This window comes from Spirillospora sp. NPDC052269 (assembly GCF_040679435.1).
Lineage (GTDB): Bacteria > Actinomycetota > Actinomycetes > Streptosporangiales > Streptosporangiaceae > Spirillospora.
In genome coordinates, this window is sequence record NZ_JBFAUU010000010.1 from 244,845 (window position 1) to 259,594 (window position 14,750).

Sequence of the window (14,750 nt, forward strand, 5' to 3'; positions counted from 1 at the left end):
GTAGAACGGAGTTTCGGGGTGATTCGGTTCCGGTTGGACGGGCGGAGCGGGGTGCCGCCGTATCTGCAGCTGGTGCAGCAGGTCCGGCAGGCGCTGCTGCTCGGCTATCTGCGGCACGGGGATCAGCTGCCGACCGTGAAGGAGGTGGTCGGGGGGCTGACGATCAACCCGAACACGGTCGTGAAGGCGTACCGGCAGCTGGAGAACGAGGGGATCGTCGCGGCGAAGCCCGGGCAGGGGACGTTCGTCACGGCGGAGGTGGAGGCGGTGGCGCCGGCGGACTACGCGCGGCTGCGGCGGTCGCTGGAGCGCTGGGTGCGGGACGCGCGCGGAGCCGGGCTGGACGAGGAGACGGTCACGGCGCTGATCACGACGGTGTGGAACGACGTCCGGGCGGAGGGCGTGGCATGACGGCGGAGCAGACGGCATCGGCGCCGGCCCTCGAGGCCGAGCGGCTCGGGATGCGGTTCGGACGGTCCTGGGCGCTGCGGGACTGCTCGGTGAGCCTGCCCGCCGGGTCGGTCATCGCGCTGGTGGGGCCGAACGGGGCCGGGAAGACGACGCTGATGCACCTGGCGTGCGGATTGCTGCGTCCGTCCGAAGGGCGCGTGCGGATCTTCGGCGAGGAGGCGGACAGCGGGTCGGCCGAGGCGCTGGCACGGGTCGGCTTCGTGGCGCAGGAGCATCCGCTGTACCGGAGGATGACGGTCGCGGAGCTGCTGCGGATGGGACAGGCCCTCAACCCGCGGTTCGACCGGAAGCTCGCCGAGATGCGTCTCGACGGGCTGGGGATCCCGCTCGACCGGCGGGCGGGGGCGCTGTCGGGCGGGCAGCAGGCGCAGGTGTCGCTGGCGCTCGCGCTGGCGAAGCGTCCGATGCTGCTGGTCCTGGACGAGCCGCTCGCGAACCTCGACCCGGTGGCGCGGCGGGACTTCACGCGGACGCTCATGTCGGCCGTCGCCGAGGACAACGTGACCGTGCTGCTGTCGTCGCACGTCATCGCGGACCTGGAGGCGGTCTGCGACCGGCTCGTCCTGCTCAACAACGGAACCGTCCGGCTGGACGGGGCGATCGAGGACGTGCTCGCGGCGCACCGGATGATCAGCGGTCCGCGCGAGGCGGCCGCCGACATGCCGGGCGTGGTCAGGGCCGTGCACAGCGAGCGGCACAGCGACCTGCTCGTCAGGACGGGAGTGGAGGCGGAGTTGCATCCGATCTGGCAGGAGCACCACGTGGGGCTGGAAGAACTGATCCTCGCCTACCTCGAGCAGCCGGCGGTGACGCGGTGATCTGGTTCACGTGGCGGCTGCACCGGACGCAGGTGTACGCGGGGCTGGCGCTGATCGCGCTGGTCGCGGCGATCTTCCTGCCGTACGGCCAGGCGGTGCGCGGGTCGTTCTCCTCGCACGGGGTCGGGGCGTGCCTGGCGCACGACACCGGCGGCGACCCCTGCCAGACGGCGATGATCGCGTTCGTGCAGCAGTACAACGGGATCGCGAACCACCTGTCCACGTGGTTCAGCCCGCTCCCGGGACTGATCGGCGCCATCGTCGGCGCGGGGGTGCTCGGACGCGAGTACGAGCAGGGCACGTGGCGGCTGGCGTGGACGCAGTCCGTCCCGCGCGGGCGGTGGCTCACGCAGCGGATCCTGCTGGTCAGCGCCGGAATCGCCGCGATCTGCCTGACGCTCTCCCTGGTCTTCACCTGGTTCCGCTCACCCATGGACGACGTGACGGGACGGTTCGCGCCCGGCGCGTTCGACCTCGAAGGGCTGTCGCTCACCGGGTACACGCTGTTCGCGTTCGCGCTGGGAGTGCTGGCCGGGCTGCTCATGCGGCGGACGGTCCCGGCGATCGTGGTGGCGTTCGCGGGCTTCATGGCCGTCCGCATGCCGGTCGAGTTCTGGCTCCGGCAGCGCTTCCAGACCCCCGCGACCAGGCTCTCCGCGCCGACGCTCCACCACACCTTCGGCCCGTCGGCGGTGCCCACCGTCCCCGGCAAGCCCGGCTGGACGCTCGACTATCAGCTGGTGAACTCGTCCGGGCACGCCCTCACGTCCGCCGAACAGGCGCGCCTGGACGACCAGGTGCGGACGATGCACGACTCCGACGCCTACCTGCGCGGCCTCGGCATGCACCTCAAGACCGTGTACCAGCCCGCCGACCGGTTCTGGACGTTCCAGCTCATCGAATTCTCGATATTCGCCGGGCTCGCCCTCGTCCTGTTGGCCTTCGCCGTCCACCAGATCCGGCGCCGCGGCATCTGACGGCCCCGGCGCCGCGGAAGGCCTCAGTCGTCCTCGCCGACCAGGCCGTTGCGGAACGCGTACGTGACGGCCTGGGCCCGGTCGCGGAGGTTCGCCTTCGCGAACAGGTTGTTGATGTGGGTCTTGACCGTGGCCTCGCTGATGAACAGCTCGCGCGCGATCTCGGCGTTGGACCGCCCACGCGCGATCAGCGTCAGCACCTCGACCTCCCGGCGGGTCAGGCCGTCCGGGAGGCCGGTGCCGCGCGACCTCGGCCGCTGCTCCCCCGCCGTGACCGCCTCCACCAGGCGGCGCTGGACGGCCGGGTCGAGTTGCGCGTGCCCGCCCCGCACGGCCTCGATCGCGCGCGCGATCTCGTCCGCCCCGGCGTCCTTGGTGAGGTAGCCGCGGGCGCCCGCGCGCAGCGCCGCGAAGATCGACTCGTCGTCGGCGTAGGTGGTCAGGACGACCACCTCGACCTCCGGGTGGAGCTCGCGCATCCTCGCGGTCGCCTCCACCCCGTCCATGCGGGGCATCCGCAGGTCCATGAGGACCACGTCGGGCGCGACCCGCGCGACCACCTCCAGCGCCTGCTCGCCGTCGCCCGCCGAGCCCGCGACCTCCAGTCCCGGCAGCAGTTCCAGCAGCAGGACGAGCCCCTCGCGCACCACCGTCTGGTCGTCCACCACGACGACCCGCGTCACTCGTTCGCCCGTCACACCCGTATCCGAAGCGCCACCCGGAAGCCCTTGCCGTCCGGTCCGGCCTCCAGGGTCCCACCTACCAGCTCCGCGCGCTCCCGCATGCCCACCAGCCCGTACCCGCCCGCGGTCGCGATGACGGGCTCCTCGGTGCCGCCGGTGTCGGTGACGGTGAGCTGGACGGCGTCCGGCAGGTGGTCCAGGCGGATCCGCACGGACGCGCCGGGCGCGTGCTTGCGGACGTTCGTCAGCGCCTCCTGCGCCGTCCGGACCAGCGCCAAGGCCCTGGCCGAGGTCAGGTCGTGCTGCGTCCCGGTGATCTCCAGATCGGCCGGACGGCCCGTCGCCGCGTGGAACTCGTCGGCGAGTTCGGCCAGCGCCTCGTCCAGCTCCGGCGCCTCGCCCCGCAGTGCGGCCAGGGCCCGCCGGGTCTCCTCCAGGCCCGTCCGGGCGAGCCGCTGCGCCCGCTCGACCCGCTCGAGCGCCCGCTCGCGGTCGTCGTCCCGGGTCAGCAGCAGCCGCGCGCCCTCCAGGTGGACGATCTGCGCCGACAGCGAGTGCGCCAGGATGTCGTGGATCTCCCGCGCCATCCGGGACCGCTCGGCGAGCGTCGCCTCGTTGGCCTCCGACCGCCGCCGCTGGCGCCGCTCCCGCAGCGCGAGCGCGACCGCGTAGACGCCGAAGAAGGACATGAGCGACCAGAAGGCCACCGACTGCTCGGTGACGAGCTGGATGCCCGCGAGCGTGCCGGCGGTCCCGGCCATGAACAGCGCCCCGTCCAGTCCCGGACGGCGGGCCACGGCGATCCCGGACGCGACGTAGGCGAACGTGAGCGCCCCGACGTGCGGGTCGATCAGGTTCACGCCGAACCCGGACAGGACGGTGATCCCGAGCGGCAGCAGCAGCCACCGGGACGCGTCGTCGCGAGCGAAGCCCGCCAGGCCCCAGGCCAGCCCGGCGGCGGCCAGCAGGCTCAGGACGACCAACCCCGCCCAAGCGGCGGCCGGGTGCGGACCGGACTTCAACGCCGCCAGCGTGTAGAAGCCGAACCCCCAGATCAGCAGGCCGCTTCGCGCGACGAGCCGTTCCATCCGGTCGACGGACGCTCCGTTCCGGCCGGGCGACCGCTCCGCTTCACACGCGCTCCACCACCCCTGGAACGCCACATACCGCCCCATCCACTGCAGCGGCCCCTGCCTCGCCGGACGGGACGGGCGATCGGCTTCGATGACCGAAGCCGGGGCTCCGGCCGAGCCGGAGGATTCGGGAGGCGCGCCCGTGGAGGAGCCGCGGGGCGGGCGCGCCACCGGACGTTCGCTCATGCGGCGGCGCCGGCACCGGTGCGCCGCGTGGGCAGGGAACGGGACCGCATGGCCAGGATCGCGTACTGGGCGAGCAGGGACAGGCCGAGGAAGGCGATCAGGTTTCCCGATCCGGTATGCACGCCGACAGCGTAGGCGATGCCGATCAGCCCGATCCGGACGGCGATCGACGCGATCCACGCGACGATCGTCAGGCCGCCGCCGCGCTGCCAGAGCGAGCCGTCGGGCTCGCGCCAGAGCCGCATCGTGGTGGCCCGCATCGCGCCGAGCAGCAGCCCGACGACCGCCTCCACCGCCAGCAGCCCGATGCTGAGGGCCTCGTGCGCACGGTCGACCAGCCCTCCCTGCACCACGCCCATGACCACGAGGATCACCGGAAGCGTGTACATCTTCGCCTCCTTGATCCGGCGGGGCGTGAGCTGCCGCAGCAGGACCAGGCCCAGGACGAGGAGGACGATCAGGACGTTCACGGGAGTGCTCATACCTCGAAGCTACGGAGCGGCGCCCTCCGGGACATCGGAGCTGGGCCCGAGTTCGGCCGCTCCACCCCGAGGTGGAGCATCCTCCGGAGTGGAGAACACCCGCCGGTACCGCCCGGGGGTCGTGCCGGTCTCGGCGGCGAACCGGCGCCGGAAGTTGGACAGGTCGACGAAACCGCAGGCCGCGGCGACGGCCTCGACGGTCGCGTCGGTGCGTTCCAGCAGGGTACGGGCCGTCTCGATGCGCCGCCGCAGCAGCCACCGGCCGGGCGCGACGCCGAGCTCCCGCTCGAACAGCCGGGCCAGCGTCCGGGGCGAGACCGCGCCGTGCGCCGCCAGCTCCGCGACGCCGATCGGCCGGTGCAGGTTCGCCTCCGCCCACGCCACCACCGCCGCCAGGGTCTCCTCGGCCGCCCGGCCGGGCCGCGGTGCGAGCCGCGAGTACTGCCGCTGACCGCCGTCCCGGTGCGGCGGCACCACCATGTGCCGGGCGATCTCGGCGGCGTACGCCGCGCCGTGGTCCCGCCGGACGAGCGCCAGCGCCAGATCGACGGCGGCGCCCGGCCCGGCGCTGGTCGCGACGTCTCCGTGGTCGATGTAGAACTCGTCCGGGCAGACGGTCACGTCCGGATACCGGTCGGCCAGCTCGTCGGCCATGCGCCAGTGCGTCGTGGCCGACCGTCCGTCGAGCAGTCCAGTCGCCGCCAGCGCGAACGCCCCCGAGCAGAGCCCGACGACACGCGCACCCCGTGCGTGCGCGCCGCGCAGAGCCGCGACCAGCCCATCGGACGGACGGGCCGCGTGGTCGGGCCACCCGGCGACGATCACGGTGTCGGCGCCGTCCAGCAGGTCGAGGCCGTGCTCGACCGACAGCGGGCAGCCCCCCAGGGCGGGCACGGCGCCCGGCGTCTCGGCGCACACCGCGAACGCGTAGCGCGCCGGGACGCCCGGGTGCGCGACACCGAAGACCTGCGCGACGCTGGCCAGCTCGAACGGCGACTGCGGCGGAACCGCGAGCACGGCGACCTGATGGAGTCCGGACGACATGGCGGCAGAATAAGCACCACCTAGGACAATCCCGCCACGCCCCGGCCGACGCGACGACGGGGACCCTGAGCACTTGACCGATTCCACACGAATCGGACGATGGCGCGACCGATACGGCTCCGTCTCGATGATCATCGCCCGCGCCACCGACAAGATCCCCGCCACACTCCGGACCGCCCGTCACACTGTGCCGATCAGCCTTGATCCCGCGTGAGCGCATGGAAGACCAGCGCCGCGACGGCGGCCGGCAACGCGACACCGCCGCCGAGCGCGAACCCGGTCGTGTAGGCGTGCTCGGTCGGGACGGTCGTGTGCGGCAGTGTGTCCCGGGCCGGCAACGCCGTGGTGACCGCCCCGGCCACGCCGCGCCGGAGAGCCTGACCAGGCTGTTCACGGCACTGGCCACGGCCGTCTGCTCCGGCCGGACGTGCTCGACCGCCATCGTCCCGAGCGCCGCGAACGCCAGCCCGACCCCGATCCCCAGCAGGACCGTCGCGCCGTACACGTCCCACCGGTGAGCATGCGAGACCGCGGGCCACCCGACCGCGAGCGCCGTCAGCACCGACCCCGCGGCGACGAGAACGGCCGCCGGCATCCGCCGCATCAACCGTCCCGCCTGCGTGGACACCACGAGCATCAGCAACGTCGTCGGCAGCAGGAACAACCCGGCCGCCAGCACGGACGCCCCGAACCCGTACCCCGCCCGCGCCGGCGTCTGCACGAAGTTGGGGATCAGCGTGAACCCCCCGTACAGCGCGAACCCGAGCAGCATCGACGCGACGCTCGCGCCGACCGTGCCGCGATGGGTGAGCATCCCGATGTCCACGAGCGGCTCGGCCGCCCGCCGCTCCACCACGACCCAGAGCACGCCCAGCACCACCGTCGCGGCGAACGGCCCCAGGACGCGCCCGGACGTCCAGCCCCAGGCACGCCCCTGACCGATCCCCAGGAGCAGACTGACCAGCACCCCGGCGAGCAGCGCCGCACCCGGCAGGTCGAGCCGTCCCGGCGCGGGCGGCTCGCCGTCGCGCACGACGAGCGCGACGACAGCCGTCGCGACGGCCGCCAGCCCCGCGATCACCCAGAACACCGGCCGATACCCATCGGTGTACCGCGCGACGAGCGCGCCCAGCGCGACGAGCAGCATCCGCCGCCGCCTGAAGCGCCACCCCGCGACGAACGCGGAACACGCGAAGGCCGCGCCCCCCGGAACCCGGGGACGCGGCCTTCGTCGTCATCGATCCGATCAGGTGTCGATGCGGTTCATGTCCAGCTCGGCCGCGCCGCCGATGATGAACTCGCGGCGCGGGGCGACCTCGCTGCCCATGAGCAGCTCGAACACCTTCGCGGCCGCCTCGGCGTCCTCGACGCGGATGCGGCGCAGCATCCGGTGCCGCGGGTCCATCGTGGTCTCGGCCAGCTGGTCGGCGTCCATCTCACCGAGGCCCTTGTAGCGCTGGATGGGCTCCTTCCAGCGCTGGCCCTTGCGCTCCAGCTCCAGCAGGCGCTGCCGCAGTTCCGCGTCGGTGTAGGTGTAGATGTACTTGTCCTGGCCCTTCTTCGGCTTGATCAGCTCGATCCGGTGCAGCGGCGGGACGGCGGCGAAGACGCGTCCGGCCTCGAGCATCGGCCGCATGTAGCGGTAGAAGAGGGTCAGCAGCAGGGTGCGGATGTGGCTGCCGTCGACGTCCGCGTCGGCCATCAGGATCGCGCGGCCGTAGCGGGCGTTCTCCAGGTCGAACGAGCGGCCCGAACCGGCCCCGATCACCTGGATGATCGCGGCGCACTCGGTGTTCTTCAGCACGTCGGCGACCGACGCCTTCTGCACGTTCAGGATCTTGCCGCGGATCGGCAGCAGCGCCTGGAACTCCGAGTCGCGGGCGAGCTTGGCGGTGCCGAGGGCCGAGTCGCCCTCGACGATGAACAGCTCGCTGCGGTCGTCGGCGGTGCGGCAGTCGACCAGCTTGGCGGGGAGCGCCGAGCTCTCCAGCGCGTTCTTGCGGCGCTGGTTGTCGCGCTGGGTACGGGCCGCGATGCGGGTCTTGGCCGCGCCCGCGACCTTCTCCAGGACGGTGCGCAGCGGCAGCTTCATGCCGCGCCCCGGGTTCTCGAAGATCGCCTTGAGCTCCCGGCTCACCACCTGCGACACGATCCGGGTGGCGGCCGAGGTGCCGAGGACCTCCTTGGTCTGCCCCTCGAACTGCGGCTCGGGCAGCCGGACGGTGATGACGGCGGTGAGGCCCTCGAGCACGTCGTCCTTGATGACGTCGTCGTCGTTGACCTTCAGCAGCTTGGTCGCGCGCAGCTGCTCGTTGAGCACCTTGAGCAGGGCGCGGTCGAAGCCGCGCACGTGGGTGCCGTGCTTGGGGGTGGCGATGACGTTGACGAACGAGCGGGTGATCGTGTCGTAGCCGGAGCCCCAGCGCAGCGCGACGTCCACCTCGAGGTCGCGCTCGACCTCGGTCGGGACCAGGTGGCCCTGGTCGTCCAGCACCGGGACGGTCTCGGTGAAGTGGCCGCGCCCCTGCAGCCGCAGCACGTCGACGAGCGGCTGGTCCTTGGCCATGTAGGTGCAGAACTCGGAGATGCCGCCGTCGAACCGGAAGGTCTCGGCGACGACCTCCTCACCGCGCTCGTCCCGGACGTCGATGGTCAGGCCGGGGATGAGGAAGGCGGTCTGCCGCATCCGGTCGAGGACGAGCTGGGTGTCGACCGTCGCGCCCTTGAGGAAGATCTGCATGTCCGGCCAGAACCGGACACGGGTGCCGGTGGCCTTCTTGGCGACCTTGCCGATCTGGCGCAGCCCGGACTTCTTCTTGAACCGGGCGTTGGGCCGCCCCTCGTCGGCGAACTCGCCCGGCAGGCCGCGGCGGAAGCTGATCGCGTGGGTCTCGCCGTAGCGGTCGACCTCGACGTCGAGCCGGGCCGACAGGGCGTTCACGACCGACGCGCCGACGCCGTGCAGACCGCCGGACGCGGTGTAGGAGACACCGCCGAACTTGCCGCCCGCGTGCAGCCGCGTCATCACCAGCTCGATGCCCGGCAGGCCGGTCTTCGGCTCGATGTCGACGGGGATGCCGCGGCCGTCGTCACCGACCTCGAACGAGCCGTCGGCGCGCAGCACGACGTTGATGTGCGTGCAGTACCCGGCCAGGGCCTCGTCGACGCAGTTGTCGACGATCTCCCAGAGGCAGTGCGCAAGGCCCCGGGAGTCGGTGGACCCGATGTACATGCCGGGTCGCTTGCGGACGGCCTCCAGCCCTTCCAGCACCGAGAGGTGCCGGGCGGAGTAGCCCTGCTGGTCGTCTGCGGTCGCTTCGGCTGTGACGGCGGTCAACTGCTGTGCTCCTCGGGGGATGGACGGTCGGCATGAGGGTACCCCCGGGGACCGACACTCCACCGACAGGCACGCCGCTCCACACATTCCGGGACCAGGGGTGGAGACGGTGGAATCCACCCCCAGGATGATTGGAGGCGCAGGTCACAGCGTTCTAGGGTCTTTCTATGACAAACACCATCAGCGTGCACGGCCTGCGCAAACGTTATGGAGACGTGCAAGCCGTGGACGGGGTCTCCTTCGAGGTCGGGGATGGCGAGTTCTTCGGCATCCTCGGCCCGAACGGCGCCGGGAAGACGACCACCCTGGAGATCGTCGAGGGGCTGCGGGAGGCCGACGAGGGTGAGGTCGAACTGCTCGGCCTGAAGCCGTGGCCGCGCAACCCCAAGCTGCTGCCCCGGATCGGCGTCCAGCTCCAGGCGACGTCCTTCTTCGAGCGACTCACCGCGCGCGAGCAGCTGCGCACGTTCGGTTCGCTGTACGGCGTGTCCGCGCGCAAGGCCGACGAGATGCTCGAGACCGTCGGGCTCACCGAGAAGGCCGACGAACGCGTCGAGAAGCTCTCCGGCGGCCAGGCGCAGCGCCTGTCCATCGCGTGCGCGCTCGTCCACGACCCCGAGCTGGTCTTCCTGGACGAGCCGACCGCCGCTCTGGACCCGCAGGCCCGGCGCAACCTGTGGGACGTGCTGCGCGCGATCAACACCGACGGCCGCACGATCGTGCTGACCACGCACTACATGGACGAGGCCGAGGTGCTCTGCGACCGCGTCGCGATCATGGACCGCGGCCAGATCCTCAAGCTCGGCCCGCCCGCCGCGCTCGTCCGCGGCCTGGACGCGCCGACCCGCATCAGCGTGGCCAGCGGCGTCCTGTCCGCCGAGGACGCCCGCCGCCTGACCGGCGTGGACGAGGTGGCCGACGACGGCGTCTCCCTGATCGTCGAGACCCGCGACCCGTCCTCGGTCGTCGCGGAGCTCTCCGCCAAGGACGCCCTGGACGGCGTCCAGATCCGCGGCGCCACGCTCGAGGACGTCTTCCTGGATCTCACTGGACGGGAGTACAGGGCATGAGCATGCCGGAGGGGCGCGGCGGCGCCTGGACTGAGCGAGGAACGAGCGAGGGAAGGCGCCGCCTTCGGGCGCACCGGAGGCATGCGGGGGGCACAGCGTGAGCAATTTCGACAGTTTCAAGTCGCTGTCGCGGGCGCTGTTCTTCGGCTTCCGGCGGGACCGCGGGGCGCTGTTCTTCACGATCCTGTTCCCCCTGCTGTTCCTGGTGATCTTCGGCGGGGTGTTCGGCAAGCAGTCGACCGGCAAGGTCAAGGTGGTCGAGATCGGCGCGGTGCCGGTGCTCGACCAGGCCGTGGCGCACGACCCGTCCGGCGACCTGGGCAAGACCGTGAAGATCAGCCGGAACGACGACCGCGCGGCCGCGCTGAAGAAGGTCGGCAAGGGCGACGCGGACGCGGCGGTGGAGCAGAGCGGCGGGAGGATCGTCGTCCACTACTCCGGCGCCGACCAGGTGAAGTCCGGCGTGGTCCAGTCGATCGTGCAGCAGGTCGCGAACTCGGCGAACCTCGCCGCGACCGGCCGTCCGCCGACGTACACGGTCGCCGGGCAGCGGGTCGAGGACGACTCGATCAAGGGCATCAACTTCTTCACGCCGTCCCTGCTGGGCTGGGCGCTCGCGTCCGCCGGCATGTTCGGCGCGTCGCAGACGCTCGTGCTGTGGCGGACCAAGGGCCTGCTGCGCCGGCTGCGGCTGGCTCCGGTGCCGATCCCGACGGTGTTCGGCGCGCGGATCGTGGTGAGCCTCGGCATCGCGCTCGGCCAGCTCGCGGTGTTCCTGCTCGTGGCGCAGCTGCCGTTCTTCGGGCTGAAGCTGCAGCACGCGTGGTGGATGTCGATCCCGCTGGTGATCTGCGGCGTGCTGACGTTCCTGTCGCTCGGGATGCTGGTCGGGGCCTGGGCCAAGACCCAGGAGACCGCGCAGACGGTGACGCAGCTGATCGTCCTGCCGATGGCGTTCCTCGGCGGGTCGTTCTTCCCGCTGGACTACGCGCCGAAGTGGATGCAGGTCCTCTCGTACATCTTCCCGCTGCGGTATCTGAACGAGGGGATGCTGAACGTGATGGCGCGCGGCCTCGGCCCCGCGTCCGCGCTTCCGCAGATGGCGATCCTGCTGGGTATCGCGGTGGTGGCCGGCGGCATCGCGGCGCGCCTGTTCCGCTGGGACGCCACATGATCGAACCGGTGTGACCTCGGTCACTTAAGCGGCCATTCTGCTGTGGGCGTACTGAGAAGCAGGTTGGGAACGTCAGCGTCGGGTTAGATGTTGTCCTAAGTACCGACCCCGACTTCATGAGGAAGGTGCCGTGACTGGAGCCCTTGCCCCGACCAAGCCGCTGACGGCCGCCGACCGGTGCGACCGCTGTGGCGCTCAGGCCTACGTCCGTGCGGTCCTTGTAGGCGGCGGCGACCTTCTGTTCTGCGCCCACCACGGGCGCAAGTACGCAGAGGCGCTCCGCTCGAACGGGGCCGACATTCAGGATGAGACAGACAGGCTGACGACCCCGGCAACCGCTCCGGAGGACGAGCGTTAGCCCTCGAAATAAGTGAATCGCCGTCCGGCGGTCATCGCACGTCGATGGCCGCCGTTCTGCTGTGACGAACAGGACACCCATTGTGTTCGTTTGCTCACACTCCGTCCATTCCCCAAGCCGCGACCTGCACAAACCCCCGAAGGGCTCATATCCTGGAGGCACCGCCGTCCGGAGCCCTGGGATCATTGTGTCCGGGAACCGCCCAGAACGACGGGAACGAAACGTAAGTCGCACCATCGGGGGGAACCGTGCTGATCCTGCTGCCGCCGTCCGAGAAGAAGGCCCGCACCGGGGACGGCCCGCCGCTGGATCTCGCGTCCCTCAGCTTCCCCGCCCTGAACCCCGTCCGCGAGCGGGTCCTGGGCGCGCTCGGCGAGACGTGCCGGCGCGAGGACGCCGCGGACGTGCTCGGCCTTCCAACCGGGCAGACCGACGAGGCGCTGGCCCGCAACCGGGCGCTGCTCGAGGCCCCGACGCTGCAGGTCGCCGAGCTCTACCAGGGCGTCCTGTACGACAACCTCGCCCTGGACGAGCTACCGGCGGACTCCGCCGCCGAGCAGATCATCATCTTCTCGGGCCTGTGGGGCGCGCTGCGGCTCACCGACCGCATCCCCCCATACCGGCTCGCCATGGGCGTTTCCCTCCCGCCGGAGGGACGGCTGGCGGCGCTCTGGCGCCCCGCCATGGCCGAGGCCCTCGCCGATCTCCCCGACGGTCTCGTCGTGGACATGCGCTCCGGCCCGTACGCGGCCGCCTGGAAGGCCCGGCAACCCGCCGTCGCCGTCCGCGTCTTCCGCGAGTTCTTCCTCGGCGGCGTCCCGAAGCGGACGGTCGTCAGCCACATGGCGAAGGCCACCCGCGGCAAGATCGCCCACGACCTGCTCCAGGCCGGCGCCGACCCGGCCACCCCCGAGGAGCTCCTCAAGGCCGTCACCGACCTCGGCCACGCCGCCGAGCTCAACGGCCCCAACCTGGACGTCATCCTCCAGGCGTGATCCCCCCTGGCACAGGCGTGATCCGCCACCCCTGACGCGGAGCCCGCATCCACGAGCCATGCGGGCTCTGCGTGCACGCCCACGCACACAGAGTGCACGTCCCTGGACAGCAAGAACGCCCCCGCCGCGCGGCGGGGGCGTTTCTCACGATCCGATCAGTCCAGGTAGTCGCGCAGGACCTGGCTGCGGGACGGGTGGCGCAGCTTGGACATGGTCTTGGACTCGATCTGGCGGATGCGCTCGCGCGTCACGCCGTAGACCTTGCCGATCTCGTCCAGGGTCTTCGGCTGACCGTCGGTCAGGCCGAACCGCATGGAGACCACGCCCGCCTCACGCTCGGACAGGGTGTCCAGGACGGAGTGCAGCTGCTCCTGGAGGAGCGTGAAGCTGACCGCGTCCGCCGGGACGATGGCCTCGGAGTCCTCGATCAGGTCGCCGAACTCGCTGTCGCCGTCCTCGCCCAGCGGGGTGTGCAGGGAGATCGGCTCGCGGCCGTACTTCTGCACCTCGACGACCTTCTCCGGGGTCATGTCGAGTTCCTTGGCCAGCTCCTCCGGGGTCGGCTCGCGGCCGAGGTCCTGGAGCATCTGGCGCTGGACGCGGGCGAGCTTGTTGATGACCTCGACCATGTGCACCGGGATGCGGATGGTGCGGGCCTGGTCGGCCATCGCGCGGGTGATCGCCTGCCGGATCCACCAGGTGGCGTACGTGGAGAACTTGTAGCCCTTGGTGTAGTCGAACTTCTCGACCGCGCGGATCAGACCGAGGTTGCCCTCCTGGATCAGGTCCAGGAACAGCATGCCGCGGCCGGTGTACCGCTTGGCCAGCGAGACCACCAGGCGGAGGTTGGCCTCCAGCAGGTGGTTCTTGGCGCGGCGGCCGTCCTCGGCGATCCACTCGAGGTCTTCCTGGTCCTCCTCGGAGAGGGTGCCCACCTCGGTGGCGAGCCGCTCCTCGGCGAACAGGCCGGCCTCGATCCGCTTGGCGAGCTCGACCTCCTGCTCGGCGTTCAGCAGGGGGACCTTGCCGATCTGCTTGAGGTAGTCCTTGACCGGGTCGGCGGTCGCGCCGGCGGCGGCGATCTGCTGGGCCGGGGCGTCCTCGTCGTCGTCACCGAGGGTGAACGACTCCTCCTCGGACTTGGCCGGGGCGGCGCCGGGCTTGGCGGTGGCAGCGGCCGCGGGGGCGCGCTCCTCCTCGTCGTCGCCGTCCTGCTCGGCCTGGTCGGACGTCTCCGCCCCGGAGTCGTCGCCCAGGTCGGCCTCGAGGTCGCTCAGGTCCTCGTCGAGGTCCTCGACGTCGACGTCGTCGTCCATCTCGGGGTCGTCGCCGACCTTCTTCGCCTTCGCGGTGGGGCCGGTCTCGCCCTTCTTCGGCGCGGCCTTCTTGGCGGCGGCCTTCTTGGGCTTGGCAGGCGCGGCCTTCTTGGCCGAGGCCTTCGCCGCCGGGGCCGGAGCGGCCTCGCTCTCGTCGTCGCCGACGACGGCGGTCACGGTGTCGGGCTGCTGCTCCTTGGCGGCAGCGGCGGTCTTGGGCTTGCGCGCCGGCGCGGCCGCACGCTTACGCGTCCGCTTCGGCGCCGCTGAGTCGGCGGCGCTCACGACGACGATCACACCCTCCTTGCTCAGGGCACGCAGAATCTTGGGGGCCATCGACATGGGGATCTCGGCCTCCTCGAACGTACGGCGGAGGTCGTCGGCGTCGAGGTGATTGCCCTGGGACTTCCCACGCTCGATCAGCTGCGCGATGACGGTCTCGTGCAGGTCTGATGCCTTCGAGGTCGAGCTAGCAGGCGACACAAATACCTCTCGAACGAACGTGTGGGTTGGCTGACCCAAGCGCCCTGACGGGACGGGCCTCACTAGGAGTGGGACCACGTGCACCGGGACGGGCACCCTGTGCGGGACCGCAGCGTACCCGCTCTTACTAGGGTCAAGCACTCTGGCACGGCTGCGCATTCCGCTTGGGTGTGCTGCCCGGTAACACACCACCTTAGAGGGCGCACGGCGGTCCTTCGTACGT

At 71.3% G+C, this 14,750-nt stretch carries 14 protein-coding genes and 1 pseudogene; 7 read left to right on the forward strand and 8 right to left on the reverse strand.

Annotation, left to right across the window (positions count from 1 at the left end; all coding sequences use genetic code 11):
• Window positions 1-51: 51 nt before the first annotated feature.
• Genes AB0L06_RS22995 through AB0L06_RS23005 form a run of 3 tightly spaced genes read left to right on the forward strand, consistent with a single transcriptional unit; the run spans window position 52 to window position 2,266 of the window.
• The gene (locus tag AB0L06_RS22995) at window positions 52-411 is read left to right on the forward strand and encodes a GntR family transcriptional regulator (protein WP_500233114.1); all 360 of its coding nucleotides are present in this window, start codon (window positions 52-54) and stop codon (window positions 409-411) included.
• Window positions 408-1,289 (forward strand): ABC transporter ATP-binding protein, encoded by an 882-nt coding sequence (locus AB0L06_RS23000; protein ID WP_500233115.1) that lies wholly within the window; start codon window positions 408-410, stop codon window positions 1,287-1,289. The genes AB0L06_RS22995 and AB0L06_RS23000 overlap by 4 nt, the downstream gene beginning before the upstream one ends.
• The gene (locus AB0L06_RS23005; protein WP_500233116.1) at window positions 1,286-2,266 is read left to right on the forward strand and encodes an ABC-2 membrane transporter-related protein; all 981 of its coding nucleotides are present in this window, start codon (window positions 1,286-1,288) and stop codon (window positions 2,264-2,266) included. Before AB0L06_RS23000 ends, AB0L06_RS23005 begins: the two co-directional genes overlap by 4 nt.
• 23 nt (window positions 2,267-2,289) lie before the next feature.
• Here AB0L06_RS23005 and AB0L06_RS23010 read toward each other — a convergent pair whose 3' ends face one another.
• From AB0L06_RS23010 to AB0L06_RS23040, 7 genes and pseudogenes are all read right to left on the reverse strand, one after another.
• The gene (locus AB0L06_RS23010) at window positions 2,290-2,964 is read right to left on the reverse strand and encodes a response regulator (RefSeq protein WP_500233117.1); all 675 of its coding nucleotides are present in this window, start codon (window positions 2,962-2,964) and stop codon (window positions 2,290-2,292) included.
• The gene (locus AB0L06_RS23015; RefSeq protein WP_500233217.1) at window positions 2,961-4,037 is read right to left on the reverse strand and encodes a sensor histidine kinase; all 1,077 of its coding nucleotides are present in this window, start codon (window positions 4,035-4,037) and stop codon (window positions 2,961-2,963) included. Before AB0L06_RS23015 ends, AB0L06_RS23010 begins: the two co-directional genes overlap by 4 nt.
• Before the next feature lie 227 nt (window positions 4,038-4,264).
• Window positions 4,265-4,750, reverse strand: coding sequence for a hypothetical protein (locus tag AB0L06_RS23020; protein WP_500233118.1), 486 nt, complete (start codon window positions 4,748-4,750; stop codon window positions 4,265-4,267).
• A 9-nt stretch (window positions 4,751-4,759) separates the two neighbouring features.
• On the reverse strand, window positions 4,760-5,794 hold the full coding sequence (locus tag AB0L06_RS23025; RefSeq protein WP_500233119.1) for a GlxA family transcriptional regulator: 1,035 nt from the start codon (window positions 5,792-5,794) through the stop codon (window positions 4,760-4,762).
• A gap of 194 nt (window positions 5,795-5,988) precedes the next feature.
• Window positions 5,989-6,156: a hypothetical protein gene (locus AB0L06_RS23030; protein ID WP_500233120.1), complete on the reverse strand. Its 168-nt coding sequence runs from the start codon at window positions 6,154-6,156 to the stop codon at window positions 5,989-5,991.
• A 59-nt stretch (window positions 6,157-6,215) separates the two neighbouring features.
• Window positions 6,216-6,941 (reverse strand): annotated as a pseudogene (locus tag AB0L06_RS23035) (MFS transporter); the annotation flags it as partial.
• Window positions 6,942-7,040: 99 nt separating this feature from the next.
• The gene (locus AB0L06_RS23040) at window positions 7,041-9,131 is read right to left on the reverse strand and encodes a DNA gyrase/topoisomerase IV subunit B (RefSeq protein ID WP_500233121.1); all 2,091 of its coding nucleotides are present in this window, start codon (window positions 9,129-9,131) and stop codon (window positions 7,041-7,043) included.
• A gap of 167 nt (window positions 9,132-9,298) precedes the next feature.
• Here AB0L06_RS23040 and AB0L06_RS23045 point away from each other — a divergent pair, with 167 nt between their 5' ends.
• From AB0L06_RS23045 to AB0L06_RS23060, 4 genes are all read left to right on the forward strand, one after another.
• Window positions 9,299-10,201 carry an ABC transporter ATP-binding protein gene (locus AB0L06_RS23045; RefSeq protein WP_500233122.1) on the forward strand — a complete coding sequence of 301 codons (903 nt, stop codon included), beginning with the start codon at window positions 9,299-9,301 and terminating at the stop codon, window positions 10,199-10,201.
• A gap of 97 nt (window positions 10,202-10,298) precedes the next feature.
• A complete protein-coding gene (locus AB0L06_RS23050) occupies window positions 10,299-11,375 on the forward strand; it encodes an ABC transporter permease (RefSeq protein WP_500233123.1) in 1,077 nt (358 codons plus the stop codon).
• Between the two features lie 130 nt (window positions 11,376-11,505).
• Window positions 11,506-11,733: a DUF7455 domain-containing protein gene (locus AB0L06_RS23055; RefSeq protein WP_500233124.1), complete on the forward strand. Its 228-nt coding sequence runs from the start codon at window positions 11,506-11,508 to the stop codon at window positions 11,731-11,733.
• Between the two features lie 248 nt (window positions 11,734-11,981).
• Window positions 11,982-12,728, forward strand: a complete 747-nt coding sequence (locus AB0L06_RS23060; RefSeq protein ID WP_500233125.1) for a YaaA family protein — start codon at window positions 11,982-11,984, stop codon at window positions 12,726-12,728.
• 155 nt (window positions 12,729-12,883) lie between these two features.
• Here AB0L06_RS23060 and AB0L06_RS23065 read toward each other — a convergent pair whose 3' ends face one another.
• Window positions 12,884-14,527, reverse strand: a complete 1,644-nt coding sequence (locus AB0L06_RS23065) for an RNA polymerase sigma factor (RefSeq protein WP_500233126.1) — start codon at window positions 14,525-14,527, stop codon at window positions 12,884-12,886.
• Window positions 14,528-14,750 lie beyond the last annotated feature (223 nt).

Bases quoted from the DNA above. Each gene is read 5' to 3' on its own strand.
- AB0L06_RS23025 (WP_500233119.1), bottom strand. From the start codon at position 5,794: ATGTCGTCCGGACTCCATCAGGTCGCCGTGCTCGCGGTTCCGCCGCAG.
- AB0L06_RS23000 (WP_500233115.1), top strand. From the start codon at position 408: ATGACGGCGGAGCAGACGGCATCGGCGCCGGCCCTCGAGGCCGAGCGG.
- AB0L06_RS23015 (WP_500233217.1), bottom strand. From the start codon at position 4,037: ATGGAACGGCTCGTCGCGCGAAGCGGCCTGCTGATCTGGGGGTTCGGC.
- AB0L06_RS23045 (WP_500233122.1), top strand. From the start codon at position 9,299: ATGACAAACACCATCAGCGTGCACGGCCTGCGCAAACGTTATGGAGAC.
- AB0L06_RS23020 (WP_500233118.1), bottom strand. From the start codon at position 4,750: ATGAGCACTCCCGTGAACGTCCTGATCGTCCTCCTCGTCCTGGGCCTG.